Raw genomic sequence first — 16762 nt, 5'->3', positions numbered from 1 at the left:
ATGACGGCCTGGGGGCGAAACGGGGTCTCCCTCGCCTTCATAGAAAATTAATCCAAAGCGGCGGTAATTGGGTGGAACGGAACGACGTGGACAAGCCTGCAGCACCGGACCGGAAACGGCCAAGAGTTTGGGAAAGTTCCGGGCGCGACATGGCGGGACTGTTCGATCCGCAGAATGAAGCCGGCGCAACCGGCCAGTTCGGTGGTGAAGGTCTGGTGGCGCATTCGCTCGGCAAGAGCTTCAAGCGCCGTCCGGTGGTGAGGGGTGTCAGTCTATCCGTTCGACGCGGGGAAGCAGTCGGCCTTCTCGGCCCAAACGGGGCCGGGAAAACCACGGTGTTCTATATGATCACCGGGCTGATTGCGGCGGATTTCGGCTCTATCGAGCTCGATGGGACCGATATCACGCACCTGCCGATGTATCGCCGGGCCCGCCTGGGCATCGGCTACCTCCCTCAGGAGGCGTCGGTGTTCCGCGGGCTAACTGTGGAAGAGAATATCCGCGCGGTTCTGGAGCTCACCGAGACGAACCGGAAGACGCGCGAGAGTATGTTGCGCGGGTTGTTGGATGAGTTTGCTATCTCGCATCTCCGGAGTACGCCAGCTGTTGCATTATCTGGCGGAGAGCGTCGAAGGGTGGAGATCGCACGAGCACTCGCTGCTCGACCACAGTTCATGCTCCTCGATGAGCCCTTCGCGGGGATTGATCCCATTGCGATCGGCGATATACGCGAGCTGGTGCACCACCTCACCGCTCGGGGAATCGGGGTGCTTATTACAGATCACAACGTCAGAGAGACCCTCGAGCTCATTGATCGAGCGCTCATCATACATGAGGGTCGGGTCCTGATGGAGGGCTCGCCTGAAGAGATTGTCAATAATCGCGAGGTCCGGCGACTTTACCTTGGCGAACAGTTTACCCTTTAACCACGTCCCTCCGTTCTGCTTCCCTCTGTTACAGAGCGGTGCTTGTTTCGCCAAGAAATGCTCTATACCAATCCGGTGACCGGTTGCCGCGCTCGGGTTGTGCGGGAAGCGGCTTTGCGTTAGGGCATTTGGGGTTATGTCGCTGAGAGCCAAGCTCGAGCTTCGCCAGGGGCAATCCCTGGTTATGACACCTCAGCTGCAGCAAGCGATCAAGCTTCTGCAGATGTCCAATCTTGAGCTCTCGCAATTTGTCGAAACAGAGATCGAACGTAACCCGCTCCTAGACAGCGGTGATGATGAGCTCGTCACGGTGGACGGCCAGGCCGAGCAGGTCTCGCCCGTGCAGGAGCGCCTGGAACATCTCGATACCGACCTCGACAATGTCTATGCGGATGAGGCCGCCGCCGACAAGCGGTCGCGAGAAGCGGCGGCGGGGCTTTCCGATTCCGGCTGGTCGACACTCGGGGGCAATGGCGGCTATGCGGATTCACTCGATGGTGATCTGCAATCGATCCTCAAGCAGCATACCAGCCTCAATGCCTATCTGGAGCAGCAGCTGGGGGAGGTCGCGGCAGGGCCTGCCGAACGGTTGATCGGCTCCCATCTGATCGGGATGCTGGACGAGGCCGGTTATCTCAGTGCCGATCTGCAGGAGGTGGCCGACCAGCTTGGGGCGGATGTGAGCACGGTCGAAGCCGTTCTCCGTAAGATCCAGACCTTCGATCCGCCAGGTATTGCCGCGCGAAGCTTAAGGGAATGCCTGAGCATCCAGCTCGAAGCCGAGGGCCATCTCACCCTCGAGATGGAAGCGCTGATCGACAATCTGCCGCTTCTGGCGCAGCGCGATTTCTCGAAATTGCGGAAAATCTGCGAGGTAGACGGTGAAGAACTGCGGGAGATGGTGGCAAAAATCCGCCGTCTCAATCCGAAACCTGGCGCGAGCTTCGGGAGCTCACCGATCCAGCCCGTCATTCCGGACGTGTTCGTCCGGGCTGCGCCCGACGGAAGCTGGCTTGTGGAGCTGAACAGCGAAACCCTGCCCAGGGTGCTGGTCGATAATCACTATTATGCACAAGTGAGCCGCAATGGCGGGCGAGATCAGGACCGGGAATATCTGTCGGAATGCCTGGCCAATGCCAATTGGCTGGTAAAGAGCCTGGAGCAGAGGGCCAAGACCATCCTGAAGGTCGCCCGCGAGATCGTGCGCCAGCAGGACCCGTTTCTGGTGCATGGGGTGCAGTTCCTGAGGCCGTTGAACCTCCGCATGGTGGCCGATGCGATCGGCATGCACGAATCAACGGTCAGCAGGGTAACCGCGAACAAGTATATGGCGACGCCGCGCGGCACCTTCGAACTGAAATATTTCTTCACGACGGCGATCGCGTCGGTCGAAGGGGGCGAATCTTATTCTGCTGAAGCGGTTCGCCACCGGATCCGTGAGCTTGTGGATAACGAGCCGCCCGATCAGGTATTGTCCGATGACCGCATCGTGGAGCTCCTGCGAGACTCAGGCATAGAAATTGCCCGCCGGACCGTGGCCAAGTACCGCGAAGCATTGGGAATATTGTCGTCAGTGCAGCGTCGCCGCGAGAAGATGGATCGGCGATAATCGACAGAAAAATGCGGATCAGTCGGCCAGCAGCGGCCAAGCGGAACTGTCCGTATTCCTGCGCAGAAAAATAGTGCAACTTTAATGATTTAGCCCGTATTCTTCTGCTCGAGAAAAAAGTTTGGCTCAAGCGTTGACTTACATGCCGCTGCTGACTAGGTAGGTGCGGCCGTCGAAAATCACCCGGATCCGTGACCGATGAGGTTGGGCATACCGTACAAATATGGTAAGCAGATGATTAACGCGGGTGAGCGCGCTGAGGGCTGAGGCTTGGACCTCGGTCGCGCGTTTGGCAGAAGGCAGTGGACGGCACTTCTGAGAATGAAGATCCAATATCGGCACATCACATGAAGGCTCGGCGATCCGAATCGGGTGTCGGGTGTCTAGGACTTGCTGAGCAAGCAACATGACACCAGACCCACGCGCGAGGCGTTGTGTCATGAGCGCAGAGAGGCGCAATGAAGGTCTACAGAATCGGTGGGCTCGGGACCGGTGGGTCGCGACCAAGGAGATATGATACGATGCAGCTGTCCGATATCCTCTCCGCAGATGGGATCGTGCCGTCGCTGAAGGTCAGCAGCAAAAAGCAGGCTTTACAGGAGCTGTCCGCGATCGCAGGGCAGCTGATGCATCTGGATCAGCGGGAAGTCTTTGAGACTCTGCTGCAGAGGGAGCGCTTGGGCTCAACCGGGCTTGGCCAGGGCATTGCCATCCCGCACGGCAAGATGCCGGGACTGACCCGGCTTCAGACTGTGTTCGCGCGTCTTGCCCAGCCGATCGATTTTGATTCGGTCGATGATCAGCCCGTCGATCTGATTTTCCTGCTGCTCGCCCCCGAAAGTGCCGGCGCGGACCATTTGAAGGCCTTGGCGCGGATCTCGCGGCTTTTGCGCGATCAAACGATAGTTGCGAAGCTTCGCGGCTCGGACAGCGCTGCGGCGCTCTATTCCATTCTGACAGAGCCGACGGCCTCTGCCTCCCACGCGGCGTAACCGCCGCGCGGGACTTGAATTCCTCTGCCGGTCTCAGTTCACGCTCACCGTCTGCAGGTCGTGCTCAAAGGCATTGGCCAGAGCGGCCTCGCGGCTGCCAGCAATCGCCATTGGCGTGCCATCTGCGGCATATAATGCAAACAGTCGTGCATCAGCGGGAAGGTAAGGGATCGGGCCAATGAGCTCGGCCGCACGCACGCCGTCGATCTCGCGAACATAACCGATCTTGCCCTCGCCCAGCAGCGCAAATTCCGCGGCGCTCATCGGGGCCTTCAGCGCAACATCCTGTTTGTTCATAGCGAACTCCTTTCACGTCCATCACGATACGCCATTGCGCTATCGTAAGTGTTACTCCGCTCTGTCAGCAGCAGCGGTTCGGTTGCGGGCTCACGACGAGCGGATCTCGATGGTCTGCACCGTGCGATTTGGCGCCCGGCGCACCAGATCGATCTCCAACATGCCGTGCTCGAGCGAGGCTCCTGTCACCTCCATGCCATCGGCGAGAACGAAGGCTTTGAGAAACTGGCGCGCCGCGATACCGCGATGGAGATAGGCCCGTGAACGATCATCCTTTTGCTTTCCGCGAACCAGCAGCTGGTTTTCTTCCACTTGCACCTGCAGCTCGTCCTTGGAAAACCCGGCAACGGCCAGAGTGATCCGCAAATGGCTATTCCCATCGTCCGATGTGTCCAGACGCTCGATATTGTAAGGCGGATAACCGTCGCTCGAGGTTTTTCCCAAGCGGTCCAGCAGCCGCTCCATGTCTTCGAAGCCCAACAGCAAGGGACTCGAAAAGATCGATACTCTAGACATAGACAAGCCCTTCAAAAGCAGCTCAGTTCTCATGCCCGCGAAAGCTCGCCCAGGCTGCACGGCAACGACCCTCAAAGGCATCGTCGCCGTATTCAACACATGTCCTAAGAAGCGATTGCCCGCTCAGCCCAGGATCACCCGCTGACATTCCAAAATATGGCGTGCACAAATTTGGCTTTCAAGTTCAGGTAACGAGGGAACCCCAATGTCTATCGAATTGCAGCTGCTGGCCTGGGCGGTCGTTCTCGGCCTCGTTCAACTCGGGGTGGCCACGGCCGCCGCGCGCCAGCAAGATAGCCTCGAATGGGCGATGGGGCCGCGTGATCGCCCCAGGGAGCCGCTGACGGGCATCGCAGGGCGGCTCGCGCGCGCCTTCACCAATTTGATGGAGACGTTTCCCTTCTTCGCCGCGGCGGTTTTGATCGCCGAGCTTTCAGGCCGGCATAGTCAGCTCACCCTTTGGGGCGCGCATCTCTATTTCTGGGCACGGCTCGTCTATGTGCCGGTCTATGCCGCGGGAATCCGCTACATGCGTTCGGTGGTCTGGGGAATATCCGTCGCAGGCCTCATTCTCACGCTGGTTGCCGCGCTGACGGGACTGTAGGGCTAAACCGGCCGCTCGCGGGCAGGAGCGGCCGCGCGCCATTCCAGGGTGCAGATGATGGCCCCGCTAAGGACGATCAGAAGGGCGCCGCCGAGCACCCAGGGGCTCGGTATGTCTCCCCAGACGAGATAGCCGAGACCAAAGGCCCAGATCAGGCTCGAGAAGCCTAGGGGCGCGGTCGTCGAGGCCGGCACCTTGCGTATGGCCTCGAAGACGAGATATTGCGCAGCCCCGCTCACCAGGCCTGCAGCGATGAACAAGACCCAGCTAACCAGATCAGGGGTGACCCAAGACCAGGGCAGAGCCGCGCCGCCGAGAACCACGAAGCCCGTGTTTGCGACGAGCAGATTGGCCGCGGTGCTTTCTGCGGTCCCCTTCTTGCGCACCAGAATGACGGCCATGGCCCAGAGAACTGCAGCGGCGAGGGCGAGGAGCACGGGTTTGATGCCCACATGGAGATCTGGGCGGCAGGCGATCAGAACGCCGATAAAGCCGATGCCGATCGCCAGCCATTTTCTCAAGGAAACGGCCTCGCCCAGCAGCGGCACCGCAAGTAAGGCGACGAGAATGGGAGAGGCAAAATAGATGGTGGTCAGCTCACCAAGGCCGAGATAGCGAGCAGCCGAGTAATAGCAGGACCAGGCACTGATCAGAAAGAGGGCGCGCAAAACGAGGAAGCCTCGCATGGGCGAGTGGAGCGCGCGCTTCACCAGCGGCGCGCCTTCCCAAGCCAAGAGAATGGCGACGATGACCGCACTGCGGACGCACATGATTTGCCAGATGGAGTAATCGGCCACCAGCCATTTCACCATCGCATCGTGAATGGGGAAGAGCAGATAGGCGGCAAGGGCAACCAATACGCCATGCAGGCTCGACATAGATCGCATATTGCCGCTCACCACTCCCGATCCGAGGGGCTCTTCGCCGGCACCGATGAACGAGGGCGAGGCACAGGCTGAAAAGATTTTGAGTTCGCCTCAGAGAAACCAGCATCCTTCTTATGCTGTTGCTCGCCGCCTGTCCTCTGACGACAATGCATAAGGCCATGCGTCGCCAGCATCGCCGCGATCGCCAGACGGGCCGGCTGGTGCTCGCCCACTAGACGCGTGAGGCTATGACAATGTCCCGGTTCACCTGGTTGCTTGTTCTCTTGAGCGCCTTAGGCTCATCGCTGATGCCGGCCAAAGCTGCCGATATCGATGTCGATCTCGAGCTGGTCCTGGCGGTCGACGTGTCCTGGTCCATGGACATGGATGAGCAGGACCTGCAACGACAGGGTTATGTGGCGGCGCTCAAGCATCCCGACGTGATCAGGGCAATCAGCTCGGGGCTGCATGGGAAGATCGCGCTCACCTACATGGAATGGGCGGGCCCAGGATATCAGACCGTGCTGATGCCCTGGACCGTCATTGACAGTGCCGAGGCGGCGCATGCCTTTGCCGATGGGCTTGCGTCCGCACCTATTTCGCGCTTTCGTGCGACCTCCATATCTTCCGCGCTCCAATTCGCCGCGCCCATGTTCGATGGAAATGGCTTTCAGGGCATGCGGCGGGTCATCGACATTTCAGGGGATGGTCCCAACAATATGGGCGAACCGGTTGCCGGCGCACGCGATGCAGTGGTCGGACGCGGCATCGTGATCAATGGACTGCCAATCATGATCAAGGAGGCCAGCGGCTTCTATTCCATTGACAATCTTGATGTCTATTACGAACAGTGCGTTGTGGGCGGGCCGGGATCATTCATCATCGCTGTGCAGGACCTGCAAACAATTGCCGAAGCGATCCGGCGCAAGCTCGTGCTCGAGATCGTCGGGCCTCAGCCCGCGGAACCCGAGGTGACCTATGCTAGCGAGACCTCCGTTGCGCAGGCCACACCAGTCGACTGTCTCATTGGTGAGAAGTTGTTTCAGCGCTGGATGCAATAATGGGCTCCACCTCTGTCAGTGGAAAGCCCGGTAAATGCACGATGTCCATCTTCCACACGCGGTTGCGGCCTTTCTCCACGAATATGGCGAGTTTGCCGTATGCCTCATCATCCTGCTGGAAAGCTTCGGCGTTCCCTTGCCCGGCGAGAGCCTGTTGATCGCGTCCGGCGGCCTTGCGGCGCAAGGCTTGCTCAACCCGATGCTGCTGTTCGGTGGCGCCTTCGTGGGGGCGGTGATCGGGGATAATATCGGCTATCTCATCGGGCATCTGCTTGGGCGCAAGGCAATCATTTCCTACGGCACGCGGTTTGGGATTACCGCGGATCGGTATGACTGGGCAGAACAGCAGTTCGCCCGCTATGGCCCGGTGGTCGTGGCAGGGGCGAGGTTCGTGGTGGTGCTGCGGCAGCTCAACGGGATCGTGGCTGGCAGTCTCGGCATGCATTGGTTGCGCTTCCTCCTTTTCAACGCGTTGGGGGCAGCGCTCTGGGTGGGGTTTTGGGGCACGCTCGCCATGGTGCTCGGCTCGCATCTGAGCGAGTTCATGGGGACGGTCCGGCATTTCGGGACCGCTGGGATCATCGTATTGGTGCTTGCGGCAATCGGACTGCTTGCCTGGTGGTGGTTCAGGCGAGAGGCAAAGGCCAATAACAAGCAGTAAGAGACAGGCATGGCGCTTCTCCTTGGACTGGATACGGGCGGCACCTATACGGATGCCGTCATCTTCGATGATGCGGCAGCGCGGGTGGGCAAGGGCGTCATTGCCAAGGCCAAGGCACTGACCACGCGGCGTGATCTTTCAATCGGCATCGGCGAGGCGATCGGGCAGGTGCTTGCCAAGGCGGGGGTGCGGCCCAGCCACATCGCCCTAGTATCGCTGTCGACAACGCTTGCAACCAATGCGCTGGTCGAGGGGCAGGGCGGGCGTGTCTGCCTCGTGTTCATCGGGTTTGCGGCAGCGGATCTCGAGCGAGCGGGCCTGTCCCAGGCCTTGCGCGGTGATCCCGTGATTCTCTGCAACGGCGGGCATACTGCGCTGGGCGATGAACAAGGGCCTCTAGATCTTGCTGCCTTGGAGCGGGAGGTGAGGGCGGTTGCACCTGATGTGACGGGCTTTGCTGTGGCGGCGCATTTCGCGACCCGCAATCCTGCCCATGAGCTTGCGGCGCGCGCGCTGATCCGCAACGCGACGGGGATGCCCGTTACCTGTAGTCACGAGCTTTCGGCCAAGCTCAATGGCCCGAAACGAGCGCTGACATGCCTGCTGAATGCGCGCCTGCTCACTCTCATTCATCACCTCATCTCGGCACTCGAAGGCTTGCTCACCGGAAGCGGCATCGATGCCCCGCTGATGGTGGTGCGCGGAGATGGCGCTCTGATCTCTGCTGAGTTCGCGAAAATGCGGCCTATCGAGACCATTCTTTCCGGGCCTGCGGCAAGCCTGGTGGGCGCGGCCTATCTGACCGATCGACGTGAAGCCATGGTTTCGGATATCGGGGGCACGACGACCGACATCGCTATCATGCTCGACGGCAAGCCGCGGATCGATCCCGAAGGGGCGCTGGTGGGCGGCTGGCGTACCATGGTCGAAGCGGTCGCCATGTATACCCATGGGCTCGGCGGCGACAGCGAGGTGGCCTTCGATGAGGCATCCGGGGTCAGCGCCGATGCGCTGAAGCTCGGTCCAAGGCGCCTGGTGCCGCTTTCGCTTCTCGCGGCGGCTCATCCAGACGTGGTCCATTCGGCACTTGACCGGCAGCTAGAGCAGGCACGCAGCCAGGAGCTGGCCGGCCGATTTGTCGTGCGGTTGGTAAAGTCTGATAGCAATCTGGCGGGGCTTGGCGCGCGGGAGCTCGCGCTGATGTCGGCGATTGGAGCGCAAGCCGCGCCCCTTGATCTTCTGGTCACCCGACGCCCTGAACTGGCAGCCCTCAACCGGCTGGTGAGCCTGGGGCTGGTCTCACTATCCGGGTTCACCCCTTCAGATGCCGCCCATGTGCTGGGGCGTCAGACCGGTTGGGATGCGGAGGCCGCGTGCAAGGGTGCCTTGCTGCTCGCCCGCAAGAAGAATGCCCGGGGCGATCTGATCTGGTCGGATGCTGACGCGGTTGCGACAGCGGTCGTCGCGGCGCTCGAGCGTCAATCAGCGGAGTTGCTGCTGGAGGCGGGCTTTGCCGAGGACGGCTTTGCTGATCGTGATCTCAGTCGAAGCGCGCTTGCGCGTGCGGCACTCAACGGCCATAGCGGCCATGTTCGCGTGGATATCGGGCTCAATACGCCCATCATCGGGCTAGGAGCCTCCGCGCCCCTTTATTATCCCGGCATTGCGCGGCTGCTTGGCGCTCCACTTGATCTTCCGCAGCATGGAGACGTGGCAAATGCCATCGGAGCGGTCGTCGGGCACGTGCGGATCAAGCAGGAGGTGTTCATCTCCGAGGCGGCCGAGGGTGTCTACCGGGTCAATATCCAGGGCGAGGCGCGCAGCTTTTCCTCCCCTGAGGCTGCCGCAGATTATGCGGAGCGCGTGCTCGACGAGGTGCTGCGGCAAGAGGCGCTCGCGGCCGGCGCCGGAGAGGTTTCCGTGCGGGTCAGCCGCGACATCCGCCGGGTGACGGTGGAGGGCCAGCCCAAATTCGTGGACGGAAGCGTTACGGCGGTGGCGAGCGGCAGACCGCGCATTGCACACGAGCAAATTGGCGCCTGAGCTGGTCGGCGCAGCCCCTGGACGTGGCCAATGGTCATGGTAAGCTGATTTAAATCGCCCGCTCTACCGGGCCATCCTCGGAGGCTTGCGCATGTCGACGGTGACGACCCTCAAGGCAAATCGGAAAAGTGATTCCGACGAATGGCAAATGCGTGTGGACCTCGCTGCGGCGTTCCGACTTGCAGCAGAGATGAACTGGCACGAAGCGGTCGCCAACCATTTCAGTCTTGCCGTCTCACCGGATGGGAAGAAATTTCTGATGAACCCGCGCTGGCGGCATTTCTCGCGCATCAAGGCGAGTGACCTCCTGCTGCTCGATAGCGATGACCCGAGCACCATGGACAGCCCGGATGCCCCGGATCCTTCCGCATGGTGCATCCATGGGAACATGCACAAGTCGCTGCCGCATGCGCGCTGCATCCTCCATGTGCATCCGCCCTACGCAACGGCGCTGGCTTCGCTCGCCGATCCCGAGATCAAACCCATCGATCAAAATACGGCACGCTATTTCCGGCGCATGGCAATCGATCTGAATTTCGGCGGCATTGCCGACGAGCAGGAGGAAGGCGAACGCCTGGTGCGGGCGCTTGGCAATGCACATCGGCTGATGATGGGCAATCACGGTGTGCTGGTCGTGGCCGAAACCGTCGCTGAGGCGTTCGATGACCTCTATTATCTCGAGCGCTCCTGCCAGACATTGATCTTGGCCTATTCAACCGGCCGGCCGCTCAATGTGCTCTCGGACGAGATCGCCGAGAAGACGGCGCAAGGCTGGGAGGCCTATAAGCCCAGCGCCTTCGCGCATTTCGAGCAGATGAAGGAGATCCTCAACGCCAAGGATCCCTCATACGCGGAGTGATGGGTTTCAAAATATCATTGAAACCTGCCGAGGGGCATTGCCGTTAAGCGAGCAGGCCCCCCTAGCGGGGCCGCCCCAAAGACGCCAAATATAGCGTGAGGCGGCATCACCGCTGAATATCGCCTCCACGAGCGGACTGAGACGCTCGGCCCGCTCGATAACGCGCGGCCGAGAGCCGCTGCGCAGACGCTGGAGTATTGATCCCGATGGAAACACCAATCCAGATCGCGTTTAAGAATCTCGATACCTCGCAATTTTTGGAAAAGCACATTCGCGAACGGGCGAGCAAGCTCGAGCGATTTCATGGCAACATCACCGCGTGCCGGGTGGTCGTTGATGCGCCGCATCGCAGCACTGGAACGGGAAAGCCGGCGCTTGGCCTTACCGTGGAAGTGGAAGTTCCAGGCCGAACCCTGGTGGCCAAGAATGGCAAAGACAATTATGACGGCCGGGACGGCGGCACCGCGCTGGTGAATCGTGTTTTCGAGGCGATGGAGCGCCAGCTCAGTGAACATGCGGATATTCGTAGTCAGCAGGTGAAGAGTCACGAATCCGCAGGCGATACTGGAAAGGTCGTCCGCCTGTTTCCCGAGCAGAATTACGGATTCGTCGAGGTGATCGGCAGCCCGGATCTCTATTTCACCCGCAATTCTGTCGTGGATGGCAGCTTCGACGAGCTTAAAGTGGGGATGATGGTGCGTGTTACCCGCGCAACGACCGAAGGGCCGTGGGGGCCGCAGGCAAGCTCGGTGCGCAGGCTCTCCGGCGAGACTTCGGCCTAGAGCATTTCGAGCGAAGTGGATACCGGTTCGCGTGAAGAAAATGCGAGCGAGCGGGATTTAGAGCGATTTCGCGTTTCGAAGCAAATCGGAAAAGCTCTAGTCTAAGTTCGCAGGCCTAGTGCGGCTGATATAGCCGGGGCGGATGATTCAAGAGCATCATCTAGCCCTTGTAGTTCATAACGAGCAGAGTGAGGTCATCAGACTGTTGGTGACCGCTCTCGAACTCCTTCACGGCTTGGGAAATCGCACGGGCAACGGCGCTGGGGTCTGGTCGTGGGATTGCCTGCAGCGTAGCCATCAGACGATTTTCGCCAAATTGCTCGTCCGCATTGTTGAAGGCCTCGGTTACACCATCAGTATAGAGAACGAGAGTTTCTCCCGGCGCGAGCTGGATGCGGCGGCTTGTAAACTCGACACCGCTCATGATCGCCACCGCCAGGTCATCGCTCGGTGGCAGCATGGTCACCTTGCCGGGCTGAGTGATGCGATAAGGCGGATTATGGCCAGCATTCACATATTCAACCTCGCCCGTTGCGGGATCCAGCACACAGAAGAACAAGGTGACGAACATCATCTGGTCGTTGCCCGCCGAGAGAAGCTCGTTCAACTGGCGCACGCAGGCGGCCGGTTCGTTCTCGAACAGCGCAATCGCTTTGAGCAAAGTGCGCGCAATGGCCATGAAAAAGGCCGCGGGCACGCCCTTTCCCGAAACATCGGCGATGAGAAAGGCAAAGCGGCCATCGCCCTGCTCGAAGAAGTCGTAGAAATCTCCCCCGACCTCGCGGGCGGATTCCATGAGCCCATAGGCGGAGAACCGTGGCCGATCGGGGAAGTCGATCGGCAAGACCGAGCGCTGCAGGTCACGGGCGATGGCCAGCTCCTGCTGCAGGCTCGCCAGCTGGGTTTCCCGCACGAGCGCCTCGCGCAGCCGGGTGATGAGTTCGGAGAGGCGGCGATGCTGCTCAACCACACGGTTCGACATCTGCTGAAGCACCGCAGCCAGCGGTCCGAGCTGGTCATCCTCGCGGATGAGGCGCGCCAGGGACTGGGCATTGGGTTGAGCGGTATCGGGCTCGGCCAGCGCGCCGCTCGTTGCGGCCACGATGCGGCGAAGGTCGGCCAGAACCTCCTCGCGCGCGCCCGGCTCGAGCGTCCCGGCCAGCGTCTCCATCTGCCGGCGCACGAAACGTTCCTGTCGGCGCCGCTGGAGTTCGCGCTGCCGACGGGTGTCGTTGAAGGCCACCATATTCTCACGGAGGCGATGAACCGCCGTTGCGATCTCACCAATTTCGTCATTGCTTTCCTTCGAGAGGTCCGCCGTCGTGTCGCCGCGAGAGAGCGCACCCAGCACCGAGACGGCTTTCTCCAATGGGCGGAAGCTCGAACGCAGATAGAAGTAGAGGCCTCCAAGCAGAAGCAGCAGGATGGCCAGGACAACGGCGCCGATGATCCAGGTCAGTCTGCCTATGGCGGAAAGCGTGTCGGTCGCGTCCTTGACCGTCACGAGCAGGCCGGCTGAGCCGGATGACACGTCATCCAGAGGTATGGCGGTGATCGCATAAAGCCGCCCGTCATAATCGGCCTCGCTCACCGTCGCCGCCCGCTGTGGCAGATCAAGAGCCAGAGCACGCCAAAGGTCGGGGGCGGTTCCCTCAACAAGCCGACCACGGGTGCTGAGCAGGAAGGCATCCGCTTCCATGGCCCTGGCAAAGCGCCTCAGCGGCGGGTTCGCCGAGGCCGCGAGTGCGAGGACGAGATCGCCGGCCGGAGAGGGGTATTTCCGGGCAACGATCACGCCGAAGCGATCGGATGTCACCTGCCGAATGCCTTCCGGCAAAGCGCCCGCCTGGATGTTGCGGATGGTGCTGATATCGAGCAGACGCGGTGGCTCGGCAGCGGTGGAACTCGCGAATACCATTTGACCATCGGCATCCAGTATCTGGAGATCCGTCAGGCTGCCGGTCGTAAAGCGCGGAAAGGTCCAGGCATTCGCGAGGACGCGGATGCGAGACTGGTCGCGTGCGGTTACTGCCTCTTTCAAGCCGGTATCGGATAAGATTTCCTCGGCGAGGCTCACGAGTGGCTGGGTATCGTCTCGCAAGATCTCGCGCCATAAGGCTGCTTGGCCGGTGGTGCCGATCTCGGTGTAGGGAATCGCGGCCAACCGCTCCCGCTGCATGCCCGCTGCCACCAATCCGGCGAAGGCGAGCGCAAAGGCGATCGTCACAAGCAGGGTTACTCGGGTTCGCAGCAGCATGGCGCTAACCGACCCCACCCGCAGGATTGGATCTCACCCCGCCTGATGCGAGCGCAAGGACGAGGGCGAGCAGGAACAGTGCCGCCGCAAGCGCAAGGCTCAGGCTTAATGGCGCGATCCCGTAGGTCTGGGCAAGCGCTGGCACGGTTGCACCCACCATCATGCCCACGGCCAGCCCCGAGAGCGCGGCCCGAGCCGGCGGGTTCGGCAGGACAAGCGCGATGACGACCGCGGCGAGACCCAGACCTGCGATGAGGCCGCCGCCAATGAGGTAATTGTCGTAACCGGGCTGGCTTGGAATCCAGACGAGGGCGATTGCACCGAGGACCACACCCAAGGCGGTCAAGAGCATGATTCGGAAGGCAGAAATCACTCCCGCCACGGCAGCGACCGGTTTAGGCCTCTGCAGCCGCGGGATGAGAAAGGTGGTGATGATCAAAGCCGCGCCGATGGCCAGGAATGTCAGGCGGCGGCCAATGGCCTCGGCAATGAGGCCGCCGAAAAGTGGCCCGGCGCAGGTGCCGGCGAATAGCACCAGGCGCCAGGCTCTGCCCATTTCCCTTCCGCCGCGAGGCCCGGCGAAAACCGCTGCGAGGAGAAGCCCGAAGCCTGCGCCCGAGGCCAGCCGCAATGCCAGGAACAGGTCATAGGACCGGGTGAACGCCAGGCTGGCGGTTGCCACAGCCGCGATCAGCAGGCCGATCGCGCCGGCAATACGGCGGGTCGGCTGCGCCAGGCGCGCCCCAATAAGGCAGGCCAGGGTTCCTGCCAATATCTCGATCACAATTGGAATGCTGGGCCACCACGGCCGTGAGACCAGGGACCATTCGCGGTCAATGGCATAGTTGGCGATCAGCGGAGCGGCCGCGCAATAGCAGGCGACGATGATCGCCGCCGGCCAGAGCGGGGCATCCTCGCCGACAGCAGACCCGGATGGCCTTCGGCTCGCCTCGGGCGCCGGCTGAAAAGCCGCATCATGCAGCAGATCGTCCAGCTTTTCGCGCAAGCTGCCGTCGAAATCGATGGCGCGAACGGTGGCGGCAGCATCCTCGACGCGCCGCTTTGCATTCCGGATGGGCTGCACGGCTTGATCCAGCGCGGCGAAGGCATCCCGTACGACACCGCGTCCCGTGCTGTGCAGATTGATATCCGTGCGGCCCTGCTGAATCTCGATCAGCGCGTTGGCGAGCCGCCGCTCTGCCGAGCGCAAATGATGAATGATGAAGAGATAGGCCACGAGGCCTGCCATCAGACCGCAGAACAGTGAAGCTGCGGCAATGGCGACGTCAAGGCGGGTCACCATGCTGGCGACGAGAGGTGGCGCGGGTTGAAGTGCGATAGTGCCGGCCGTCGTCCCACCGGATCGCAGGGGGAATGTCAGCCCATTGCTGACATTGCCGGTGGCGAAGAGAGGTTTCCCGCCCGTGTCCAGAACGGCGATGGCCTGAACTTGCGGTGAGCCTTCCACGATCTTCTGGAGATAGGCCTCGACGCCGCGCATGCGGGCGAGCGGAATGCCATAGCCGAGGGCTCGATCGAGCTGATCTGCGACAGCCCGGCCAACGGCCTCCGCCCCCGCCTCGGTGGTGTGGGCGAGGTCGGCCACACCTTCGCGCTGGGCTTCCCGCAGCAGATAGACCGCGCCGATACCGACACTCAGCGCAACCAGGAGCCCAAGAATAGCGGCCAAGACGGCTGGTGGCGTCCTCTCAAATGCTGGCATTGGCCTGAGTATCCTCATCCAGCGCCAGAATGGCCTGCGCGGTTTGATCGAGATGGCTTACCTGCCTGGCTATCGAGACCCCGGCCGCATCGGCAAGCGAGGCCAGATCATCCTCCCCCGCAGCAGGTCGTGGTGCGGAGGCAGCGGTCTCAGTGGTGGCCGGAGATGGGCTCAGCCGCTGTGCGGCTTTGCGGAGATTTGCGCCGGCCCCAGCAATGATCAGCGCCGAGATCCCGGCCACGACAAGCAATGCCAGGGGAAGCGCGATCATCAGGCGGCGGGCCAAGGCAGAGGTGATCGCCGCCGCATAGGCATCCCGCGCATCACCATCCACGGTGATGGCGATGTAGCCAAGCGGTTCGCCGAAATCGTTGCGGATGACCTCTCCGACGACGATGTCGCCAAACTCCTCGATCGCCCAACGGTTGCCGCCATTGGACCGGCGCACCGCATCCCGCCAGGTATCGCGCACCGGCTCGCCTATGCTGCCGCGATCGGTGTTGAATAGAGAAATTCCCGCGCGGGAGAAGATTTCGACGGCCAGAATCTCACTGTCATTGGCGCGCGCCTGCTCGATCAAGTTCTGAGTGACGCGAATATCGGCCAAGGGAAGGCCGAGATTTACATTCGCCTCGATGGAGCTGCGCAGCTGATTGAGAACGAAGTTCAGATTGGATTCCGCTACCACAACCCTAGACCGGTCGAGGCTGCCATAGATCAGCAGGGCGCACAGGATCAGCCCTGCCGCGGCGATCAGGGACAGCACACAGACAATTTTTGCCGATGGCGACATCTAGAGACTGTTGGGGCAGGAACCACTTCGGAAACTCCATTTGACGGTAGCGGATGGCGGACGCAATGTCATGGACAGTATTTCGCCACATTTCGAGAGGCGGGCGATCCGGCCGCCGCAGGAACAGCTCAGTTTACCGTCCATGCTTCGCCTCGCCCTCCGCACCCTGCCGCTTTTCGCCGTCATCGTGAGCCTCGCCATGGCGCTCGGGGCCTATATGAATTTCAGCGGCGTGCGGGCGGCCTATACAGAACTGATCCGCTCGCGGCTGCAGGTGATCGCCCATGAGCTCGAGCGCGATATTCTCTCGGCCACATCGTTTGGAATTCCCCTCACGGAGCAGGTCACCTTGCCGGATCTGCTGAAGCGGCAGGCCAGCACGGATGCCGGCATTCTGTCGATCGATGTCGAAGATGCCGAGGGCCTGACGCTGTTCAGCAGCGAGCCATCGCGCATCGGCACCCGGCAGCAACCGGATGGCACATCCTTCGACGTTGCCTTGCCGGTGCTCAATGATTTCGGTGCAGCCATCGGCCGGGTTCTCATCCGATATGATCGGACGGCGATGGTCCACAACACGAGGACGTTCGCGGGCGCGGTTGCGAGGGACGCTCTGCCTGCGGGACTTGCGGCGGTGCTGGCCGGCAGCATTGCCGCGTTCCTGGTGATGCGCCAGCTCCATGCTCGCGCGCGCCGACTGGCAGATGGCAATTCGGGGGATGCGATCGCCCGTGCCGCCAGCGATCTCCGGGCGCTGGAAGAGAGCAATTAGA

The 16762-nt window shown here is 61.5% G+C and carries 16 protein-coding genes; 10 read left to right on the top strand and 6 right to left on the bottom strand.

Annotation, left to right across the window (positions count from 1 at the left end):
* Nucleotides 1-149 precede the first annotated feature (149 nt).
* The 3 genes from lptB (at nt 150) to ptsN (ending at nt 3527) form a co-directional block, all read left to right on the top strand.
* The gene (lptB, locus tag RCF49_RS10850) at nt 150-926 is read left to right on the top strand and encodes an LPS export ABC transporter ATP-binding protein (protein ID WP_342644036.1); all 777 of its coding nucleotides are present in this window, start codon (nt 150-152) and stop codon (nt 924-926) included.
* Nucleotides 927-1062: 136 nt separating this feature from the next.
* Nucleotides 1063-2535, top strand: coding sequence for an RNA polymerase factor sigma-54 (gene rpoN, locus RCF49_RS10845; protein ID WP_342644035.1), 1473 nt, complete (start codon nt 1063-1065; stop codon nt 2533-2535).
* Between the two features lie 521 nt (nt 2536-3056).
* Nucleotides 3057-3527 (top strand): PTS IIA-like nitrogen regulatory protein PtsN, encoded by a 471-nt coding sequence (ptsN, locus tag RCF49_RS10840; RefSeq protein ID WP_342644034.1) that lies wholly within the window; start codon nt 3057-3059, stop codon nt 3525-3527.
* Between the two features lie 33 nt (nt 3528-3560).
* Here the strand turns inward: ptsN and RCF49_RS10835 are convergent, their stop codons facing one another.
* Both RCF49_RS10835 and RCF49_RS10830 read right to left on the bottom strand, forming a co-directional pair.
* Nucleotides 3561-3824, bottom strand: a complete 264-nt coding sequence (locus RCF49_RS10835; protein ID WP_342644033.1) for a DUF1150 family protein — start codon at nt 3822-3824, stop codon at nt 3561-3563.
* A 90-nt stretch (nt 3825-3914) separates the two neighbouring features.
* Complete coding sequence (locus RCF49_RS10830) at nt 3915-4340, bottom strand: Hsp20 family protein (RefSeq protein WP_342644032.1); 426 nt, start codon at nt 4338-4340, stop codon at nt 3915-3917.
* 205 nt (nt 4341-4545) lie between these two features.
* Here RCF49_RS10830 and RCF49_RS10825 point away from each other — a divergent pair, with 205 nt between their 5' ends.
* Nucleotides 4546-4944 (top strand): MAPEG family protein, encoded by a 399-nt coding sequence (locus tag RCF49_RS10825; protein WP_342644031.1) that lies wholly within the window; start codon nt 4546-4548, stop codon nt 4942-4944.
* 2 nt (nt 4945-4946) lie between these two features.
* Here RCF49_RS10825 and RCF49_RS10820 read toward each other — a convergent pair whose 3' ends face one another.
* Nucleotides 4947-5831: a DMT family transporter gene (locus RCF49_RS10820; protein ID WP_342644030.1), complete on the bottom strand. Its 885-nt coding sequence runs from the start codon at nt 5829-5831 to the stop codon at nt 4947-4949.
* A gap of 233 nt (nt 5832-6064) precedes the next feature.
* Here RCF49_RS10820 and RCF49_RS10815 point away from each other — a divergent pair, with 233 nt between their 5' ends.
* From RCF49_RS10815 to RCF49_RS10795, 5 genes are all read left to right on the top strand, one after another.
* Nucleotides 6065-6871: a DUF1194 domain-containing protein gene (locus RCF49_RS10815; RefSeq protein ID WP_342644029.1), complete on the top strand. Its 807-nt coding sequence runs from the start codon at nt 6065-6067 to the stop codon at nt 6869-6871.
* A 34-nt stretch (nt 6872-6905) separates the two neighbouring features.
* A complete protein-coding gene (locus RCF49_RS10810) occupies nt 6906-7532 on the top strand; it encodes a DedA family protein (protein ID WP_342644028.1) in 627 nt (208 codons plus the stop codon).
* 9 nt (nt 7533-7541) lie between these two features.
* Nucleotides 7542-9575, top strand: a complete 2034-nt coding sequence (locus RCF49_RS10805; RefSeq protein ID WP_342644027.1) for a hydantoinase/oxoprolinase family protein — start codon at nt 7542-7544, stop codon at nt 9573-9575.
* Between the two features lie 91 nt (nt 9576-9666).
* Entirely contained in the window at nt 9667-10434 is a 768-nt protein-coding gene (locus RCF49_RS10800; RefSeq protein WP_342644026.1) for a class II aldolase and adducin N-terminal domain-containing protein, read from the top strand.
* Between the two features lie 206 nt (nt 10435-10640).
* The gene (locus RCF49_RS10795; RefSeq protein ID WP_342644179.1) at nt 10641-11216 is read left to right on the top strand and encodes an HPF/RaiA family ribosome-associated protein; all 576 of its coding nucleotides are present in this window, start codon (nt 10641-10643) and stop codon (nt 11214-11216) included.
* 160 nt (nt 11217-11376) lie between these two features.
* On the opposite strand, the gene RCF49_RS10790 is transcribed toward RCF49_RS10795, so the two are convergent.
* Genes RCF49_RS10790 through RCF49_RS10780 form a run of 3 tightly spaced genes read right to left on the bottom strand, consistent with a single transcriptional unit; the run spans nt 11377 to nt 15989 of the window.
* Entirely contained in the window at nt 11377-13473 is a 2097-nt protein-coding gene (locus RCF49_RS10790; RefSeq protein WP_342644025.1) for a SpoIIE family protein phosphatase, read from the bottom strand.
* 4 nt (nt 13474-13477) lie between these two features.
* The gene (locus RCF49_RS10785) at nt 13478-15196 is read right to left on the bottom strand and encodes a hypothetical protein (RefSeq protein WP_342644024.1); all 1719 of its coding nucleotides are present in this window, start codon (nt 15194-15196) and stop codon (nt 13478-13480) included.
* On the bottom strand, nt 15183-15989 hold the full coding sequence (locus tag RCF49_RS10780) for a hypothetical protein (protein ID WP_342644023.1): 807 nt from the start codon (nt 15987-15989) through the stop codon (nt 15183-15185). Before RCF49_RS10780 ends, RCF49_RS10785 begins: the two co-directional genes overlap by 14 nt.
* Before the next feature lie 40 nt (nt 15990-16029).
* Here RCF49_RS10780 and RCF49_RS10775 point away from each other — a divergent pair, with 40 nt between their 5' ends.
* Nucleotides 16030-16761, top strand: a complete 732-nt coding sequence (locus tag RCF49_RS10775; protein ID WP_342644022.1) for a hypothetical protein — start codon at nt 16030-16032, stop codon at nt 16759-16761.
* Nucleotide 16762 lies beyond the last annotated feature (1 nt).

The organism is Rhodoligotrophos sp. CJ14 (assembly GCF_038811545.1).
Classification (GTDB): Bacteria; Pseudomonadota; Alphaproteobacteria; order Rhizobiales; family Im1; genus Rhodoligotrophos; species Rhodoligotrophos ferricapiens.
Note: the sequence above shows the minus strand (reverse complement) of the source record. Positions and strands in the feature narration are given on the sequence as shown.

Bases quoted from the DNA above. Each gene is read 5' to 3' on its own strand.
- lptB (WP_342644036.1), top strand. From the start codon at position 150: ATGGCGGGACTGTTCGATCCGCAGAATGAAGCCGGCGCAACCGGCCAG.
- rpoN (WP_342644035.1), top strand. From the start codon at position 1,063: ATGTCGCTGAGAGCCAAGCTCGAGCTTCGCCAGGGGCAATCCCTGGTT.
- ptsN (WP_342644034.1), top strand. From the start codon at position 3,057: ATGCAGCTGTCCGATATCCTCTCCGCAGATGGGATCGTGCCGTCGCTG.
- RCF49_RS10835 (WP_342644033.1), bottom strand. From the start codon at position 3,824: ATGAACAAACAGGATGTTGCGCTGAAGGCCCCGATGAGCGCCGCGGAA.
- RCF49_RS10830 (WP_342644032.1), bottom strand. From the start codon at position 4,340: ATGTCTAGAGTATCGATCTTTTCGAGTCCCTTGCTGTTGGGCTTCGAA.
- RCF49_RS10825 (WP_342644031.1), top strand. From the start codon at position 4,546: ATGTCTATCGAATTGCAGCTGCTGGCCTGGGCGGTCGTTCTCGGCCTC.
- RCF49_RS10820 (WP_342644030.1), bottom strand. From the start codon at position 5,831: ATGCGATCTATGTCGAGCCTGCATGGCGTATTGGTTGCCCTTGCCGCC.
- RCF49_RS10815 (WP_342644029.1), top strand. From the start codon at position 6,065: ATGTCCCGGTTCACCTGGTTGCTTGTTCTCTTGAGCGCCTTAGGCTCA.
- RCF49_RS10810 (WP_342644028.1), top strand. From the start codon at position 6,906: ATGCACGATGTCCATCTTCCACACGCGGTTGCGGCCTTTCTCCACGAA.
- RCF49_RS10805 (WP_342644027.1), top strand. From the start codon at position 7,542: ATGGCGCTTCTCCTTGGACTGGATACGGGCGGCACCTATACGGATGCC.
- RCF49_RS10800 (WP_342644026.1), top strand. From the start codon at position 9,667: ATGTCGACGGTGACGACCCTCAAGGCAAATCGGAAAAGTGATTCCGAC.
- RCF49_RS10795 (WP_342644179.1), top strand. From the start codon at position 10,641: ATGGAAACACCAATCCAGATCGCGTTTAAGAATCTCGATACCTCGCAA.
- RCF49_RS10790 (WP_342644025.1), bottom strand. From the start codon at position 13,473: ATGCTGCTGCGAACCCGAGTAACCCTGCTTGTGACGATCGCCTTTGCG.
- RCF49_RS10785 (WP_342644024.1), bottom strand. From the start codon at position 15,196: ATGCCAGCATTTGAGAGGACGCCACCAGCCGTCTTGGCCGCTATTCTT.
- RCF49_RS10780 (WP_342644023.1), bottom strand. From the start codon at position 15,989: ATGTCGCCATCGGCAAAAATTGTCTGTGTGCTGTCCCTGATCGCCGCG.